The organism is Azoarcus sp. PA01, assembly GCA_001274695.2.
In the GTDB taxonomy this organism is placed as follows: Bacteria; Pseudomonadota; Gammaproteobacteria; order Burkholderiales; family Rhodocyclaceae; genus Aromatoleum.
In genome coordinates this window covers 1,069,565-1,084,555 of sequence record LARU01000002.1, presented here as the reverse complement: position 1 = coordinate 1,084,555, position 14,991 = coordinate 1,069,565, and the positions used below count along the sequence as shown (strand labels likewise).

Annotated in this window: 9 protein-coding genes; 3 read left to right on the top strand and 6 right to left on the bottom strand. The window is 66.9% G+C overall.

Annotated features, from left to right (window positions below):
* Window positions 1-73: 73 nt before the first annotated feature.
* From adeC to PA01_06050, 3 genes are read right to left on the bottom strand one after another with little or no spacing between them, the layout of a single operon-like run.
* On the bottom strand, window positions 74-1,504 hold the full coding sequence (gene adeC / locus PA01_06060) for an AdeC/AdeK/OprM family multidrug efflux complex outer membrane factor (protein ID KON81229.1): 1,431 nt from the start codon (window positions 1,502-1,504) through the stop codon (window positions 74-76).
* Window positions 1,504-4,665 carry an efflux RND transporter permease subunit gene (locus PA01_06055; protein ID KON81228.1) on the bottom strand — a complete coding sequence of 1,054 codons (3,162 nt, stop codon included), beginning with the start codon at window positions 4,663-4,665 and terminating at the stop codon, window positions 1,504-1,506. The genes adeC and PA01_06055 overlap by 1 nt, the downstream gene beginning before the upstream one ends.
* Window positions 4,666-4,675: 10 nt before the next feature.
* Window positions 4,676-5,878, bottom strand: a complete 1,203-nt coding sequence (locus PA01_06050; protein KON81227.1) for an efflux RND transporter periplasmic adaptor subunit — start codon at window positions 5,876-5,878, stop codon at window positions 4,676-4,678.
* 159 nt (window positions 5,879-6,037) lie between these two features.
* Between PA01_06050 and PA01_06045 the strand changes: the two genes are divergently transcribed.
* Both PA01_06045 and PA01_18625 read left to right on the top strand, forming a co-directional pair.
* Entirely contained in the window at window positions 6,038-6,652 is a 615-nt protein-coding gene (locus PA01_06045) for a TetR/AcrR family transcriptional regulator (GenBank protein KON81226.1), read from the top strand.
* Window positions 6,653-6,939: 287 nt separating this feature from the next.
* The gene (locus PA01_18625; protein ID KAI5913049.1) at window positions 6,940-10,002 is read left to right on the top strand and encodes an EAL domain-containing protein; all 3,063 of its coding nucleotides are present in this window, start codon (window positions 6,940-6,942) and stop codon (window positions 10,000-10,002) included.
* A 70-nt stretch (window positions 10,003-10,072) separates the two neighbouring features.
* Here PA01_18625 and PA01_06035 read toward each other — a convergent pair whose 3' ends face one another.
* The 3 genes from PA01_06035 to aliA form a co-directional block, all read right to left on the bottom strand.
* Window positions 10,073-11,467 carry a GntP family permease gene (locus PA01_06035; GenBank protein ID KON81225.1) on the bottom strand — a complete coding sequence of 465 codons (1,395 nt, stop codon included), beginning with the start codon at window positions 11,465-11,467 and terminating at the stop codon, window positions 10,073-10,075.
* Window positions 11,468-11,504: 37 nt separating this feature from the next.
* Window positions 11,505-11,972: a CBS domain-containing protein gene (locus PA01_06030; GenBank protein ID KON81224.1), complete on the bottom strand. Its 468-nt coding sequence runs from the start codon at window positions 11,970-11,972 to the stop codon at window positions 11,505-11,507.
* Window positions 11,973-12,062: 90 nt separating this feature from the next.
* Window positions 12,063-13,697, bottom strand: coding sequence for a cyclohexanecarboxylate-CoA ligase (gene aliA / locus PA01_06025; GenBank protein KAI5913048.1), 1,635 nt, complete (start codon window positions 13,695-13,697; stop codon window positions 12,063-12,065).
* A 354-nt stretch (window positions 13,698-14,051) separates the two neighbouring features.
* Between aliA and PA01_06020 the strand changes: the two genes are divergently transcribed.
* Complete coding sequence (locus tag PA01_06020; protein KON82342.1) at window positions 14,052-14,957, top strand: LysR family transcriptional regulator; 906 nt, start codon at window positions 14,052-14,054, stop codon at window positions 14,955-14,957.
* The last annotated feature ends 34 nt before the right edge of the window (window positions 14,958-14,991 follow it).

The following is a 14,991-nucleotide window of genomic DNA, read 5'->3' as shown; positions in this document are numbered from 1 at the left end:
CGGTGCGTGCCGGGAAGTGGCGGGGACGGGCGTCGCCACGCAGCTGCCGCGCCCGTCCCCGCGCGCTAAAGCTTCACTGCCAGCCGCCGCCGAGCGCCTTGTACAGCGCGATGCGGTTCGCCGCGTCGGACTCGCGCACGGCGATCAGCTGGAGCTGGGCATCGTACAGCGTGCGTTGCGCATCGAGCAGGCCGAGGTAGCTGTCGACGCCGCCTTTGTAGCGCGCTTCGGACAGGCGGAAGCTTTCAGCGGTCGCGTCGACGAGGCGGCGCCGCGCGTCGAGCTGCTCGGCGAGCGTGGCGCGTTCGGCCAGCGCGTCGGCGACTTCGCGGAACGCGCCCTGGATCGCCTGTTCGTACTGGGCGACGTTGATGTCGCGCTGGATTTCGGCGACGTCGAGGTTCGCGCGCAGGCGGCCGGCCTCGAAGATCGGGATGCGGAGCTGCGGCACGAAGCTCCACGTGCCGGAGCCGCTCGAGAACAGGCCGTCGAGCGTGCTGCTCGCGCTGCCGGCTGCCGCGGTCAGCGTGATCGACGGGAAGAAAGCGGCCCGCGCGGCGCCGATGTTGGCATTGGCCGCGCGCAGCCGGCGTTCCGCCTCGAGGATGTCGGGGCGGCGCACCAGGACTTCGGACGGCACGCCGGCCGGCAGCTCGGCGACCGCGGTCATCAGCGTGTCGGCGAGCTGCGGCGGCAGCAGCTCGGGCGGGACGCGCGTGCCGGCGAGCACCGCGAGCGCGTTCTCGTCCTGCGCGACGAGCGCGGCGAAACGGGCGGCGTCGGCGCGGGCGTCTTCCTGCAGGGTCTCGGCCTGGCGCAGGTCGAGCGCCGACACCGCGCCGGCTTCGAAGCTGCGCCGCGTCAGTTCAAACGACTCCTGCCGTGTGCGGTACGTGTTGCGCGCGAGGGCGAGGCGTTCGCGGTCGGCGGCGAGCGTCAGCCACGCGTTCGCGACTTCCGCGACGAGGCTGATCTGTGCGCTGCGGCGCGCCTCCTCGGTCCCGAGGTACAGTTCGAGCGCCTGCTCGTTGAGGCTGCGCAGCCGGCCGAAGAAATCCAGCTCCCACACCGAGAAGCCGATCGTCGCGCTGTACTGCCGGCTGATCGTCGCCTCGCCGTTGCCGTTGCCGCCGCTGCTGCCGCGCACGAGGTCCGCGGGCAGGCGCTGCGCGGACTGGCCGCCGCTCGCGCCGATCGCCGGGAACAGGTCCGCGCGCTGGATGCCGTATTGCGCGCGGGCGCGCTCGATGTTGAGGGCAGCCACGCGCAGGTCGCGGTTGTTGTCGAGCGCCAGCGCGATCAGCTCGCGCAGGCCGGGCGCGGCGAAGAAATCGCGCCACGGCAGCGCGTCGGCTGCGGGAGCACTGGCCGGAACCGTGTCCGGCGCCTGCGCGAAGGACGCCGGGACTGGCGCTGGCGGCCGCTGGTAGTCCGGCGCGAGCGTCGAGCATGCGCTCGCGACCGTGGCCGCGAGTGCGGCCGTCAGGATGCGCAGTCGGGTCATCACTTGGCCTCCTCGGCGACAGGGGCAATGGTTGCGGGCGGAGCGGGTTTTTTACGGAACACGCGCATGATCACGACGTAGAACAGCGGAATGAAGAAGATGCCGAGCACGGTCGCGGCGATCGTGCCGCCGAGCACCCCGGTGCCGATCGCGTTCTGGCTGCCGGAGCCGGCGCCGGTCGAGATCGCGAGCGGCAGCACGCCGAGGCCGAACGCGAGCGAAGTCATCAGGATCGGGCGCAGCCGCATGCGCACCGCTTCGAGCGTCGCGGCAACGAGCTCCTTGCCTTCGTGCTCCATCTGCGCTTTCGCGAACTCGACGATCAGGATCGCGTTCTTTGCCGACAGGCCAATCGTCGCGAGCAGGCCGACCTGGAAATAGACGTCGTTCGACAGGCCTCGCCCGGTCGCGGCGAGCAGCGCGCCGAGCACGCCGAGCGGCACCACCAGCATCACCGCGAACGGCACCGACCAGCTCTCGTAGAGCGCTGCGAGGCACAGGAACACGACCAGCAGCGACAGCGCGTACAGCGCCGGCGCCTGCGCGCCGGAGCGGCGCTCCTCGTACGACGTGCCGGTCCATTCGTAGCCGATGCCGGCCGGCAGCTTCGCGATGATCTCCTCGACCGCGGCCATCGCGTCGCCCGACGACAGCCCCGGCGCCGCCTGGCCGAGGAGTTCGACCGACGGCTGGCCGTTGTAGCGTTCCAGGCGCGGCGAACCGTAGCTCCAGTGAGCGGTCGAGAACGCCGACAGCGGCACCATTTCGCCCTGGCGGTTGCGCACGTACCACTTCGACAGGTCTTCGGGTTTCATGCGCGCATCCGCGTCGGCCTGCAGATAGACTTTCTTGATGCGGCCGCGATCGATGAAGTCATTCACGTACGTGCCGCCCCACGCGGTCGACAGCGTCTCGTTGATGTCCGCGATCGAGACGCCCAGTGCGCCGGCTTTCGCGTGGTCGATATCGATCTGGTACTCCGCCATGTCGTCCTGGCCGTTCGGCCGCACGCCGACGAGCCGCTTGTCCTGCGCCGCGAGCCCGAGAAACTGGTTGCGCGCGGCGATCAGCGCGTCGTGGCCGAGACCGGAGCGGTCCTGCAGCATGACGTTGAAACCGCTCGCGGTGCCGAGCTCGAGCACGGCCGGCGGCACGAACGCGAACACCATCGCTTCGCGGATCTGCGCGAACGCGGCCATCGCGCGCCCGGCGACGGACTTGACGTCCATTCCCGGTTCACCGCGCTCGTCCCAGTCCTGAAGATTGACGAACGCGATGCCCATGTTCTGGCCGCTGCCGCCGAAGCTGAAACCGGCCACGGTGAAGATCGAGCGCACCGTGTCCTTTTCGCTCTCGAGGAAATGGTCCTCGACTTTCTTCAGCACTGCCAGCGTGCGATCCTGGGTGGCGCCGGCGGGCAGCGTCACCTGGCTGAACATCACGCCCTGGTCCTCTTCGGGCAGGAACGAGGTCGGCAGGCGCAGGAACAGCAGCGCGAGCACGGCAATGATCGCCAGATAGATCGCGAGAAAGCGCAGGCTGCGATGCAGGATGCGGCCGACCGTCGATTCGTAGCGCCGCGTGTTGCGCGCGAACATCCCGTTGAACCAGTGGAAGAAACCCGAGAACCAGCCGCCTTCGCCGTGTTCGTGGCCTTTCTCGATCGGCTTGAGCATCGTCGCGCACAGCGCCGGCGTGAAGATGATCGCGACCAGCACCGACAGCGCCATCGCCGCAGCGACAGTGATCGAGAACTGCCGGTAGATGACGCCGGTCGAGCCGCCGAAGAACGCCATCGGGATGAACACCGCCGACAGCACGAGGCCGATGCCCACCAGCGCGCCGGTGATCTGGTCCATCGAGCGCTTCGTCGCCTCCTTCGGCGGCAGGCCCTCTTCGCTCATGACGCGCTCGACGTTCTCGACGACGACGATCGCGTCATCGACGAGCAGGCCGATCGCGAGCACCAGGCCGAACATCGTCAGCGTGTTGATCGTGAAGCCGAACGCCGCCATCACGCCGAAAGTGCCGAGCAGCACCACCGGCACCGCGATCGTCGGGATCAGCGTCGCGCGGAGGTTCTGCAGGAACAGGTACATCACGAGGAACACCAGCGCGATCGCTTCGAGCAGCGTCTTGACGACGCCCTGGATCGAGATCGCGACGAAAGGCGTGGTGTCGTAAGGCACCACCACATTCACGCCGGCGGGAAAGTACGGCGTGAGCTGATCGAGCCGCGCGCGCACCGCAGCGGCAGTATCGAGCGCATTCGCCCCGGCGGCGAGCTTGATGCCGATCGCCGCCGCCGGCTGGCCGTTGTAACGGCCGACGGTGCCGTAGTTCTCGGCGCCGATCTCGATCCGCGCGACGTCCGCGAGGCGCACTTCGCCGCCTTGTGCGGAACTGCGCAGCAGGATCTCCTCGAATTGCCCGACCGTCTCGAGCCGGCTCTGCGCGGTGATCGATGCGGTGAAACCCTGTCCCTCCACCGCCGGCGTGCCACCGAGCTGGCCGGCCGAGACCTGCGCGTTCTGCGTCCGGATCGCCGCCTGGACATCCCCTGGCGTGAGCCCGAACTTCATCAGCTTCGCCGGGTCGAGCCACACGCGCATCGCATATTGCGAGCCGAACACCTGCACTTCGCCGACGCCGGTGACGCGCGACAGCGGGTCCTGCACCGACGAGACGAGGAAGTCGGCAAGGTCGACCTGCTTGAGGCTGCCGTCCTGCGACACGAAGCCGACGACCATCAGGAAGTTGCGCGACGATTTCGCCACCTGCACGCCCTGCTGCTGCACCGCCTGCGGCAGCAGCGGCAGCGCCAGTTGCAGCTTGTTCTGCACCTGCACCTGGGCGATGTCGGGGTTCGTGCCGGCGTCGAACGTCAGCGTCACCGTGGCCCTGCCGAAGGAGTCCGACGCGGAAGCCATGTACAGCAGTCCGTCGAGGCCGGTCATCTTCTGCTCGATGACCTGCGTCACCGAATCTTCGACGGCTTTCGCCGATGCGCCAGGATAGCTGGCATTGATGACGACCGTCGGCGGGGCGATGGATGGGTATTGCGACACCGGCAGCGTCAGGATCGACAGCGCGCCGGCGAGCATGATGACGATCGCGATGACCCAGGCGAAGATCGGTCGGTCGATGAAGAAGCGTGCCATCGTCGCGTCCTCAGTTCTGCTGCGCGGCGGCAGGGGCCGCGGCCGCCGCGGCAGCGCCGGCTTCGGTCACCTGCACCTGCGCGCCGGGGCGCACGCGCTGCAAGCCTTCGACGATCACCCGCTCGCCGTCGGCGAGGCCTGCGGTCACGACCCATTTGTCGCCGAGCGACTGCTCGGCAGTGACGCGGCGCGCCTCGACCTTGCTTTCGCCATTGACGACCATGACCTGGGCGGCGCCGCGCGGATCGTGGCTGAGCGCCGCATGCGGCACGAGCGCGGCGTCGCTCTTGATGCCTTGCGGCAGCCGCGCGCGCACATACATGCCGGGCAGCAGCTCGCCGCGCGGATTCGGGAACACCGCGCGCAGCGTCACGCTGCCGGTGCTGGGGTCGACGGAGACTTCGGAAAACGCGAGCCTGCCTTCGGCACCGAAAACGCTGCCGTCCTCGAGCACCAGGCGCACCGGCACGGTGTCGCCACTGGCGCGTTGCAGCCTGCCTTCGGCCAGATCGCGCTTCATGCGCAGCAACTCGCTGCTCGACTGGGTGACGTCGACGTAGATCGGGTCGAGCTGCTGCACCGTGGCGAGGGCCTCGCTCTGGTTCGCCGTCACCAGCGCCCCCGGCGTGACCGCGGAACGCCCGATGCGCCCGGCGATCGGCGAGGTGACGCGAGTGAAGGCGAGGTCGATTTTCGCTTTCTCGATCGCCGCCTTCGCGGCCGCGACTTCGGCCTGGCCCTGCTGCAGCGCGGCCGTGGCATCGTCAAAAGCCTGCTTGCTCACGGCGTTGATCTTGACCAGGTCGGCATAGCGGTCGGCCTTGAGGCGCGCGGCGTAAACATTCGCCTCGGCGCGCGCGAGGTTCGCCTTGGCGCTGTCGTAAGCGGCCTGATAGGTTGCCGGGTCGATCTGGTACAGCACCTGACCCGCTTTGACGTCGCTGCCTTCGGTGAACGGGCGCTGCTTGACGAGGCCGGTGACTTGCGGGCGCACTTCGGCGATCAGGTAAGGCGCCGTGCGCCCCGGCAGCTCGACGACGAGCGGCACCGCTTCGGTGTGCACCGTGACGACGGTCACGCTCGGTGCAGGAGGTGCGGCGGGTGCGGCGCCTGCCGAGCCCGGTTGCTGCTCGTTCCCGCACGCCGCGAGCAGCACGGTGCTCGCCAGCGCGATGGCCACTGGCCGGAACAGCCGATTGCCGTTGATCCCCATGAATCGCCTCTCGAATGGTTGTGCCGGTGCTGGAAAACGCGCACCGTCCGGGTCGGGTGCAAAAATAGAATGTTTATTCTAGAATGATCATTCTATGTTAGGATTTTCCGCAGTGCAAGATCGATGCAACACCTCTTCAACATCACCGGAGACCTGCGAATGCCTCCCGACTCCGCCCCTTCCGACCAGCCGCGCGCCGAAGTCCGCCGCGCGCAGATTCTCGCCGCCGCGGGCGACTGCTTTCGCAGCAAGGGCTTCCACGGTGCGAGCATCGCGCAGATCTCCCGGATCGCCGGCATGAGTCCGGGACACATCTATCACTACTTCGAAAACAAGGAAGCGATCATCGCGGCGATCGTCGCGCAGGACCTCAAACATGTCCTGGCGCTGACCGCGTCGCTGCGCGCCGCGTGCAACATGAAGGAGGCGATGGTCGAGCACGTCGCCGACGGCGTTGAGCGCAATCTCGAGCCGCGTGCGGCAGGACTCAATCTCGAGATTCTTGCCGAGGCGGCGCGCAATTCGCATGTCGCCGAAATCGTCCGATCCGCGGACCGCGTGTGCCGCGACAGCCTCGCGCGCACGTTGCGCGACCTGCGCCGCGCAGGGGGCCATGACGACGACGAGGCGACGATCGCCGGCATGGTCGAAGTGCTTGCCGCGATGTTCGAAGGGCTGGCGAGCCGCAGCATCCGCAACCCGGATCTCGACCGCGCGATTGTCGTGCGGCTGTTCCAGGGCGCACTGCGCGACCTGCTCGGTCAGAATCCCTGACTCCTGCCTTCGGCCCGTCGCGGGCAGGCGCGCTGGCCGGAAATTGCTTCCGGAATATCTGCGAAGCATGAAAATCATTGTTTCGAGGTATTTCAGCGCTGAGCCCCGTCGGGTACGTTTCAGTCTCATGACTTGCGCGGAACGGATTCCTGTCCTTTCATGAACATCTCCAGCGGAATCAAGGGTTCCCACTGCCAAGGAAGGGCGGGACATGCGACGTCGGAAGTCCGACGCCGGATGGTCGCTCGGCGCGGCGGCGAATGCCGGATTCACAGACGAGGTGTACTTTGGACGACCCCCTCAGCGACGGGCGCGCTCCGCCTCCGGAGTGGCTCCCCCCCGGTGGCGAAACGGGGGCGCTGGTGCGGCGCATCGACTGGGATCGTACCGTGCTCGGCTCCGTCGCGCAGTGGCCGGAAAGCCTCAAGACCGTCGTCGCGCTGGTGCTCGGAGCGGGTTTTCCGGCGGCGTTGCTGTGGGGCGCGGATCTCGTCCAGATCTATAACGACGGCTTTCGGCCGCTGCTCGGCGCGCGCCATCCCGACGCGCTCGGGCGCACCGCCAGGGACAGCGGGGCCGCAGGGTGGCAGGTCCACGAACGGCTGTGCCGCCAGGTGATGGCCGACGGCGATGCCGTCATGCTCTCCGAGCAGGTCGTCGATCCGTCGTCCGGTGACGGCGCCCGGCCCCTGTACGTGACGAACTGCTACAGCCCGGTTCGTTGCGAGGACGGGAGCGTCGGCGGTGTGCTGGTGACGGTCATCGACGACACGCCGCAGATCCTCGCGCGCCGGCGCCAGGAGGCGAGCGAGGCGCGCTACCGGGCACTTTTCGACTCGATCGACGAAGGCTTCTGCATCATCGAGATGATCTTCGACCGACGCGGAAAAGCGCTTGATTACCGCTTCATCGAGGTCAATCCGGCGTTCGGCCAGCACACCGGGCTGGTCGATGTGGTCGGGCGCCGGATGCGCGAGGTCGTGCCCGAACATGAGCCCTCGTGGTACCAGATCTATGGCCAAGTGGCGCTCACCGGAGAGCCGATCCGTTTTCAGCGGCGCGCCGCGATGCTCGAGCGCTGGTTCGACGTCTACGCGTTCCGCTACGGCAAGCCGGACGCGCACCAGGTGGCGGTCGTGTTCAGCGACATCACCGACGAGGTTCACACTGAAGCGGCGCTGCTGGCCGGGCATGTCCGCTTCCGCCGCCTGTCCGAAGGGCTCGAGCAGCTCTCGCGTGCGGACAGCAGCGCCGAGCTCCTCGCCGAGCTGCTGCGTGCGGCGCAGAGGCTGGTCGGCGCGGATGGCATCACGGTCGAGCTCGACAATGGCCGGTTCCGCTGCATCGGCAGGGGCGCGACGAACGGGGCGGTGTGGGAACGCAGCCATCATCCGCTCGTCGCGAGCGTCGCGGACTGGACCGTCCGCCACTGCCGGACAGCGGTAATCGTCGATGTGCGCGACGACGAGCGCGTCCCCGCGGAAGTGCTCGAAGGGGTATCGAAACGCGGCCTGGTGATGGTTCCGGTCGGCGGTGCGATCCCTACCGGCGCTGTCGGCGCATACTGGCTCGAGCCGCACCGGCCCGATGACGAGGAAGTCGCGGTGCTCGAGGTGCTCGCGCGCGCCGCCGGCACTGCGCTCGCACGGCAGCTCGCGAGCGAGCGGCTGCGCCAGAGCGAGGAACGTTTCCGCGTGCTCGTCGAGGAAACCGCCCAGGCGGTGTGGGAAGGGGATGCCGCGGGAGCCCTGGTCGTCCATTCGCCGTCGTGGTCCGCCTACACTGGCCAGACTTTCGAGGAAATGGCAGGTTTCGGATGGCTCGACGCGATTCATCCCGACGACCGCGCCCGCGTCGAAAGGGAATGGCGCGCGGCGGTCACCGGTCGGCGCGTGTTCGATACGGAACTTCGCCTGCGTCACCGCCTGGGCGAGTGGCGCTGGGCCAACGTGAGGGCGGCGCCGCTCGTCGGCGCGGACGGCGAGGTCGAGAAATGGGTCGGCATGAACATCGACATCACCGACCGCAAAGAGGCGGAACAGCGCGCCCATGAAGCAGCGCTGCATGACTCCCTGACCGCGCTGCCGAACCGCCGGCTGATCTTCGAATATGCCGAGCACCTGCTCGCGGCGGCCGGGCGCAAGCACAGCCAGGGCGCGTTCCTGTTCATCGACCTGAACCGCTTCAAACCGGTCAATGACCTCTACGGTCACGAAGCCGGCGATCGGTTGCTGCAGGAGGTCGCGTGCCGGCTGAAAGCGGGCGTGCGCAAGGAAGACATCGTCGGGCGGCTCGGCGGCGACGAGTTCATTGTCCTGCTGCCGTATCTCGAGCAGACCCAGGAAGCGATGAATATCGCGCAGTACGTCGTCGAAAGCGTGTCGCAGCCGTTCGTGATTCGCGACGCCGAAGTCTCCGTTTCACCGTCGATCGGCATCAGCCTGTTTCCGCAGCACGGCATGAGCGTCGATGCGCTGATCCGCGCCGCCGATCTGGCGATGTACCAGGCCAAGCACTGTAGCGGCGGTGCTTACTGCGTGTATGCGCCGGACCTCGAACACCGCGACGACATGTCGACTTCGGTGGAGGGGCGGCTCAAGCAGGCGCTCGCAAAAAACACGTTCGTGCTGCATTACCAGCCGGTGATCGACCTGAGAACCGGCGCCCTCAGGGGAGCCGAGGCGCTCCTCCGCTTTGCCGGCGAGGACTGCGAGGCGCTCGGCCCCGGGCTCTTCATTCCCGTCGCCGAGTCGTCGGGCCTGATCGGCGCCATCGGCGAGTGGGTCACTGCCGAAGCGTGCCGTCAGCACGTCGCGTGGGTGGCCGAGGGGCTGGAACCGGTGCCGATCGCGATCAACGTGTCGCCCGTCCAGTTCCGGCAGCGGCGCTTCGTGCAGCGCCTCGCGGACATCCTGCGCGACGGCGGCATGAATCCGGCATTGTTGCTGCTCGAGATCACCGAAAGCGCGGTGATGGACAACGCCGACGATGCTGCGGGAATCCTCGCCGCAGTCAAGGCGCTCGGCGTCAAGGTCGTGCTCGACGGCTTCGGCACCGGCTGCTCGAGCCTCGCCCATCTCGGCTCGCTGCCGCTCGACAAGCTCAAGATCGACCGTTCGTTCGTCGAGGGCATCGGCGAGGATTCGACGAGCCGCGCAGTCGTCGAGGCCGTCGTCGCGCTCGGGCGCACGCTGGGGCTGGAAGTCGTCGCCGAAGGCATCGAAAGCGGCGATGCGCTCGCGTACCTCGAGGCGCACGGCTGCGACCAGGGCCAGGGGTATTTCCTCGGGCGGCCGCTGCCGCGCGACGAGTTCGCGCGGCAGTTCCTGGGCAAGGGGCGCGGACGCTAGAAGACGTTGCGAACGATGTCGAGTGCATCGGCCGATGCGCAGCATGCGCGCCGCCGTTTTCCGAGAGTGCTCAGTACAGACCGGTCAGATAATAAAAAGCGATGACCACGAACACCGCGACACTCTTGATGCAGGTAATGGCGAAGATGTCGCCGTAAGCCTGTCGGTGGGTGAGGCCGGTGACCGCCAGCAGCGTGATGATCGCGCCGTTGTGGGGAAGGGTGTCCATGCCGCCGCTGGCCATCGACGCGACGCGGTGCAGGACTTCCATCGGGATGCCGGCGGCGTTGGCGGCGGCGATGAACTGCTCGGACATCGCTGCGAGCGCGATGCTCATGCCGCCGGTGGCCGAGCCGGTGATGCCGGCGAGCGTGGTAACCGTGATCGCCTCGTTCAGCAGCGGGTTGGGGATGGCCTGCAGTGCGTCGGCGACGATCAGAAAGCCCGGAAGGATCGCGATGACCGCGCCGAAACCATATTCCGAAGCCGTGTTCACCGACGCGAGCAGCGTTCCCGATACGGCCGCCTTGGTGCCTTCGGCGAACTTCGCGCTGACCGTCCTGAACGCGAACACCAGCACGGTGAGAATGCCCACCAGCAGCGCCGCTTCCACCGCCGAGATCGCGGCGACCTTGGAAATATCGGTGACGATCGGGCTTGCGCCCGACGCCGGCGTCAATTGGTGGATGCTGCCGTACAGCTGCGGAATCCACACGCCGAAAACCCGGTTCAACACTCCCACCGCGAGCAGCGGCAGGATCGCGATCAACGGGTTGGGCAGAATCTCGCCGCCGAACGGCTCGGGCTCGTTGAGGTGACCTTCGCCGTAGCCTTCGTTTCTCGCTGCCGCCTGTTTGCGCCGCCAGGTCAGATAGGTCAGGCCCACCAGCAGGATAAAGGTCGAGCCGACGACGCCGAGCCACGGGGCGGCCCAGGCATTGGTGTTGAAGAAGGCCGACGGGATGATGTTCTGGATCTGCGGCGAGCCCGGCAACGCATCCATCGTGAAGCTGAACGCACCGAGCGCGATCGTTCCCGGCAGGAGGCGTTTCGGGATGCCGCTCTGCCTGAACATTTCGGCGGCGAACGGGTAGACCGCGAACACGACGACGAATACCGACACGCCGCCGTAAGTGAGGATCGCGGAAACGAGCACGATCGAGAACATCGCCCGGTCGCGCCCGACGAGCTTGATCACCGCGGAGACGATCGACTTCGAGAAGCCGGACAGCTCGATGACCTTGCCGAACACCGCGCCGAGCAGAAAGACCGGGAAGTAGAGCTTGATGAAGCCGGCCATCTTGTCCATGAAGACGCTCGTGAACATCGCCGGGACGAGTGACGGATCAGTGAACAACACGGCGCCGAGGGCGGCGACAGGGGCGAAGATGATCACACTGAAGCCGCGGTACGCGACGAACATCAGGAACAGCAGCGCCGCGAGGACGACTATGAATTCGTACATTTGAAAAGCCTTTCGAGTGCGTTGGGGGAAGACCGGGTCAGTAGCTGCCGCCGGTCTCGCCGCTGGACTCGATACGCTCGCGCTCCAGATCCCTGATGAGGTGCTCGTCCTCGGCGACCACTTCTTCCAGCACGTCGCGCATGGAAAGCGTTCCGATCACGCGGCCCTGCTCGATCACCGGAAGATGGCGCACCCGCTTGTTGTGCATGACCCCCATGCAACGCTCGCTGGAATCGTCGGCGGCGACGCAAAGGACGTCGCGGCTCATGATCTCGTGTGCCCGTGTGTCCGTCGCCGTGTGGCCGAGCAATTCGACTTTCAATACGCAGTCGCGCGCGGTGACGATGCCGAGCAGTTTTTGCTCGTCCATGACCAGCACCGCGCTGACGTCGTGGTCCGCCATCGCCTGCAGCACGGCGATCACGGGCGCGTCCGGGCCGACCGACACCACGCCGGTGCCGGTCTCCTCCACCAATTGCCGGGCCGTCTTCACGGTCTTTTCCATTGCCTGTCTCCTTCGTTGTACGGGGTCGCGAAATCCGCTTGTTTTTGCGTTGATGATTGAACGCGACCTAACCCTGCCTCGCTGCGGGGGTCAAAGCAGCTCGTCGCGCAGCAGCTCGCGCAACTTGAACTTCTGGATCTTGCCGGTCGCCGTCGACGGCATCGCGTCGCGCACGATCAGGCGCTCGGGGATGTACTGGAGCGTCACTTTTTGCGCTTTCAGGAAGTCGACCATCGCCGCGAAGTCGAACGTCTGGCCGGGCTTGGGCACGACGACGGCGCAGCAGCGCTCGCCGAGCCGCTCGTCCGCGTAGGCGACGATTGCGACCTGGTCGAGGGCCGGATGGCGATACAGCAAGGATTCGATCTCGAACACCGGGATGTTTTCGCCGCCGCGGATGATGACGTCCTTGTTGCGACCGCTGATGCGGATGTAGCCGCGCTCGTCCATCTTCGCGACGTCCCCGGAGTCGAGCCAGCCGTCGGCATCGACGTTGTTCCATTGCGGCCGCTTGAGGTAGCCGCCGAACGCCGAGCAGGTGCGCACGACGAGACGGCCGACCGATCCGCGCGGAAGCTCGACCCCTTCTTCATCGACGATCCGCACTTCGGCACCCGGAATCACCTTGCCGTCAGTCGAGTAGGCGCGCTCGTCGTCGTCGTCGAGGTCGATCATCGTGATCACGCCGATCTCGGTCATGCCCCACGCCGACACGATCTTCGTGCCGAGGACCTTGCGTGCCTGCTCGACGAGCGGCGGCGGAATCGGCGCGCCGGAGCACAGGAAGCTTCTCAGCGTCGGCACCGGCAGCCCGAGCGCCTGCACGGTCTTCGTCAGGTCGGTCAGGAACGGCGTCGAGGCCATCGTGAACGTCGCGCCTTCGGTGCGGATCAGCTCGACCGCCTTCGCGGGCTCCCATTTGTCGAGGATCACCGAGCGCGCGCGCAACAGGATCGGCAGCATCATTCCGTACGCGGCGCCGGTCTGGTGTGCCATCGGCGAGGCCATCAGCACGACATCGTCGTGGTCCAGACGGAGCTTCCGTGCGTACTCGACGAGGTTCGCCATCACGGTGTTGGCCGAGTGCATCGCCCCTTTCGGCTCGCCGGTCGTGCCCGACGTGTACATCAGCAAGGTGATGTCGTCAGGACCCGGGCGGCTGCGCGTGAGGATGTCCGCAGCGTCGGGTTCGTTCTCCCAGGCCGGCGTCGTGAGCAGCGCGTCGAACGAATCCGCGCCGTCGCCCTCGACAACGACGATGCGCTGCAGCGCCGGCAGGCTCGGCTGCAGTCCGCGCGCCAGCGCCTCGTGGTCGCAGCCGCGGAAGCTCTTCGGCACGACCAGTACTTTCGCCTCGCCGTGCGCGAGCATGAACGACAGCTCGCGCTCGCGGAAAATCGGCATCAGCGGATTGACGACCGCGCCGATGCGCGTGCAGGCGAGATACAGCACGGTGAACTGCCACCAGTTCGGCAGCTGCATCGCGACGACATCATTGCGGCCCACACCAAGGCGCGCGAGACCGACGGCGACGCGATCGGCCAGCGCAGCCAGTTCTCGGTACGTAAACCGCCGCAGTTCGCCGGTTTCCGCGCGCATCGCGGTCAGCGCAACTTTTTCCGGAAAGTCGACGACGCACGCATCGAGTTCGTCGTTGATCGTGCGATCGGGCCACAGGCCGGTGGCGCTGCAGACGGCACGACGGGGGGGGGAGCAAGACGGCATCGAGTTCCATGGGTTGTCTCCTTTTAGCCTGGGAAGTTGCTGGCCCGAGCGCTTCGACCTCGCGCTTTGGTCGACACACGAGCCGGCTTTCATTTTCTTCATCGTGCGTGCCTGCCATCTGCAGGCACGGACCGGTTTCGCCGACCCGCTTCGCAGTCGATCATGGTGACGTCTGTGATTGCGGCGAAAGCATTGCGACCGGGAGCGGAAATCGGAACGTTCTCCGTTTTCCAGCTCGAAGCGTGCGGCGGGGTGCTTGAATGAAGAGCTTCGTGCAGGAATTATGGGCGGCGGTTTTCTCGCACCAAAGCAATGGGTTGCACACGACTTGTGCGTGAATGCACAATGGACCGCATGGACGCCCTCCCTGACTGGAACGACCTGCGCATCTTCCTCGCGGTTGCACGGCTCGGCACGATCTCGCTCGCCGGCGAGCGCCTCAACATCGAGCACTCGACGGTTTCACGCCGCATCGACCGGCTCGAGGCCCGCCTCGGTGTCGTCCTGTTCGATCGCCGGCGCACCGGGTATTCGCTGACCGAGGCCGGTCATGCGCTCATCCCCCATGCCGAAAGAATGGAAAGCGCGTTGCTCGAAGCCGTCGAGGAAAGTGCGGGCCTGGGCGTGCGGGTGACGGGATCGGTGCGCGTGGGCACGCCTGAAGGTCTGGGCATTCACCTGATCGCACCGGGCTTGGCGAAACTGCATTCCGAGCACCCGAAACTGCATGTCCAGCTGATGCCCCAGCCGCAGTATCCGAGCCTGGTCACGCGCGAAGTCGAGATCCTGATCACGCTCGACCCGCCCGAAGTGGGACGCTACAAGGTCGCGCGGCTGACCGACGTCGACTATTCCATCTACTGCTCGCCGGGCTACCGGGACTCCCATCCGCCGATCCGCGAGTTGAGCGACCTCGCCGAGCACAGTTTCGTGGACTACATCCACGACGGCTCGCTCAGCGGCTACTTCCGCGTCCTCGAAGAGCTCACTCCGCATCCCCGCAGGAGCTTCACCTCGACCAGCGTGCTTGCCCAGCGCGAGGCTGCCGCGGCCGGCATGGGACTCGTGGCCTTGTCGCCTTTCGTCGCCGAACTGTCCGACGACCTGGTGTGCGTGTTCCCCGGACAGTCGCTCGTGACCCGGACCCTGTGGATCGCCGCGCCCGAAGACCTGCTGCGGATCAAGCGGATCCGCGTCGTGTGGGACTTCATTCGAGAGCTGATCGAGCAGCGCCCGCAGTGCTTCCGTCGCAACGGCTGACTCCGCTGACGGCGCCTGGTGCGCCGGGCATGCC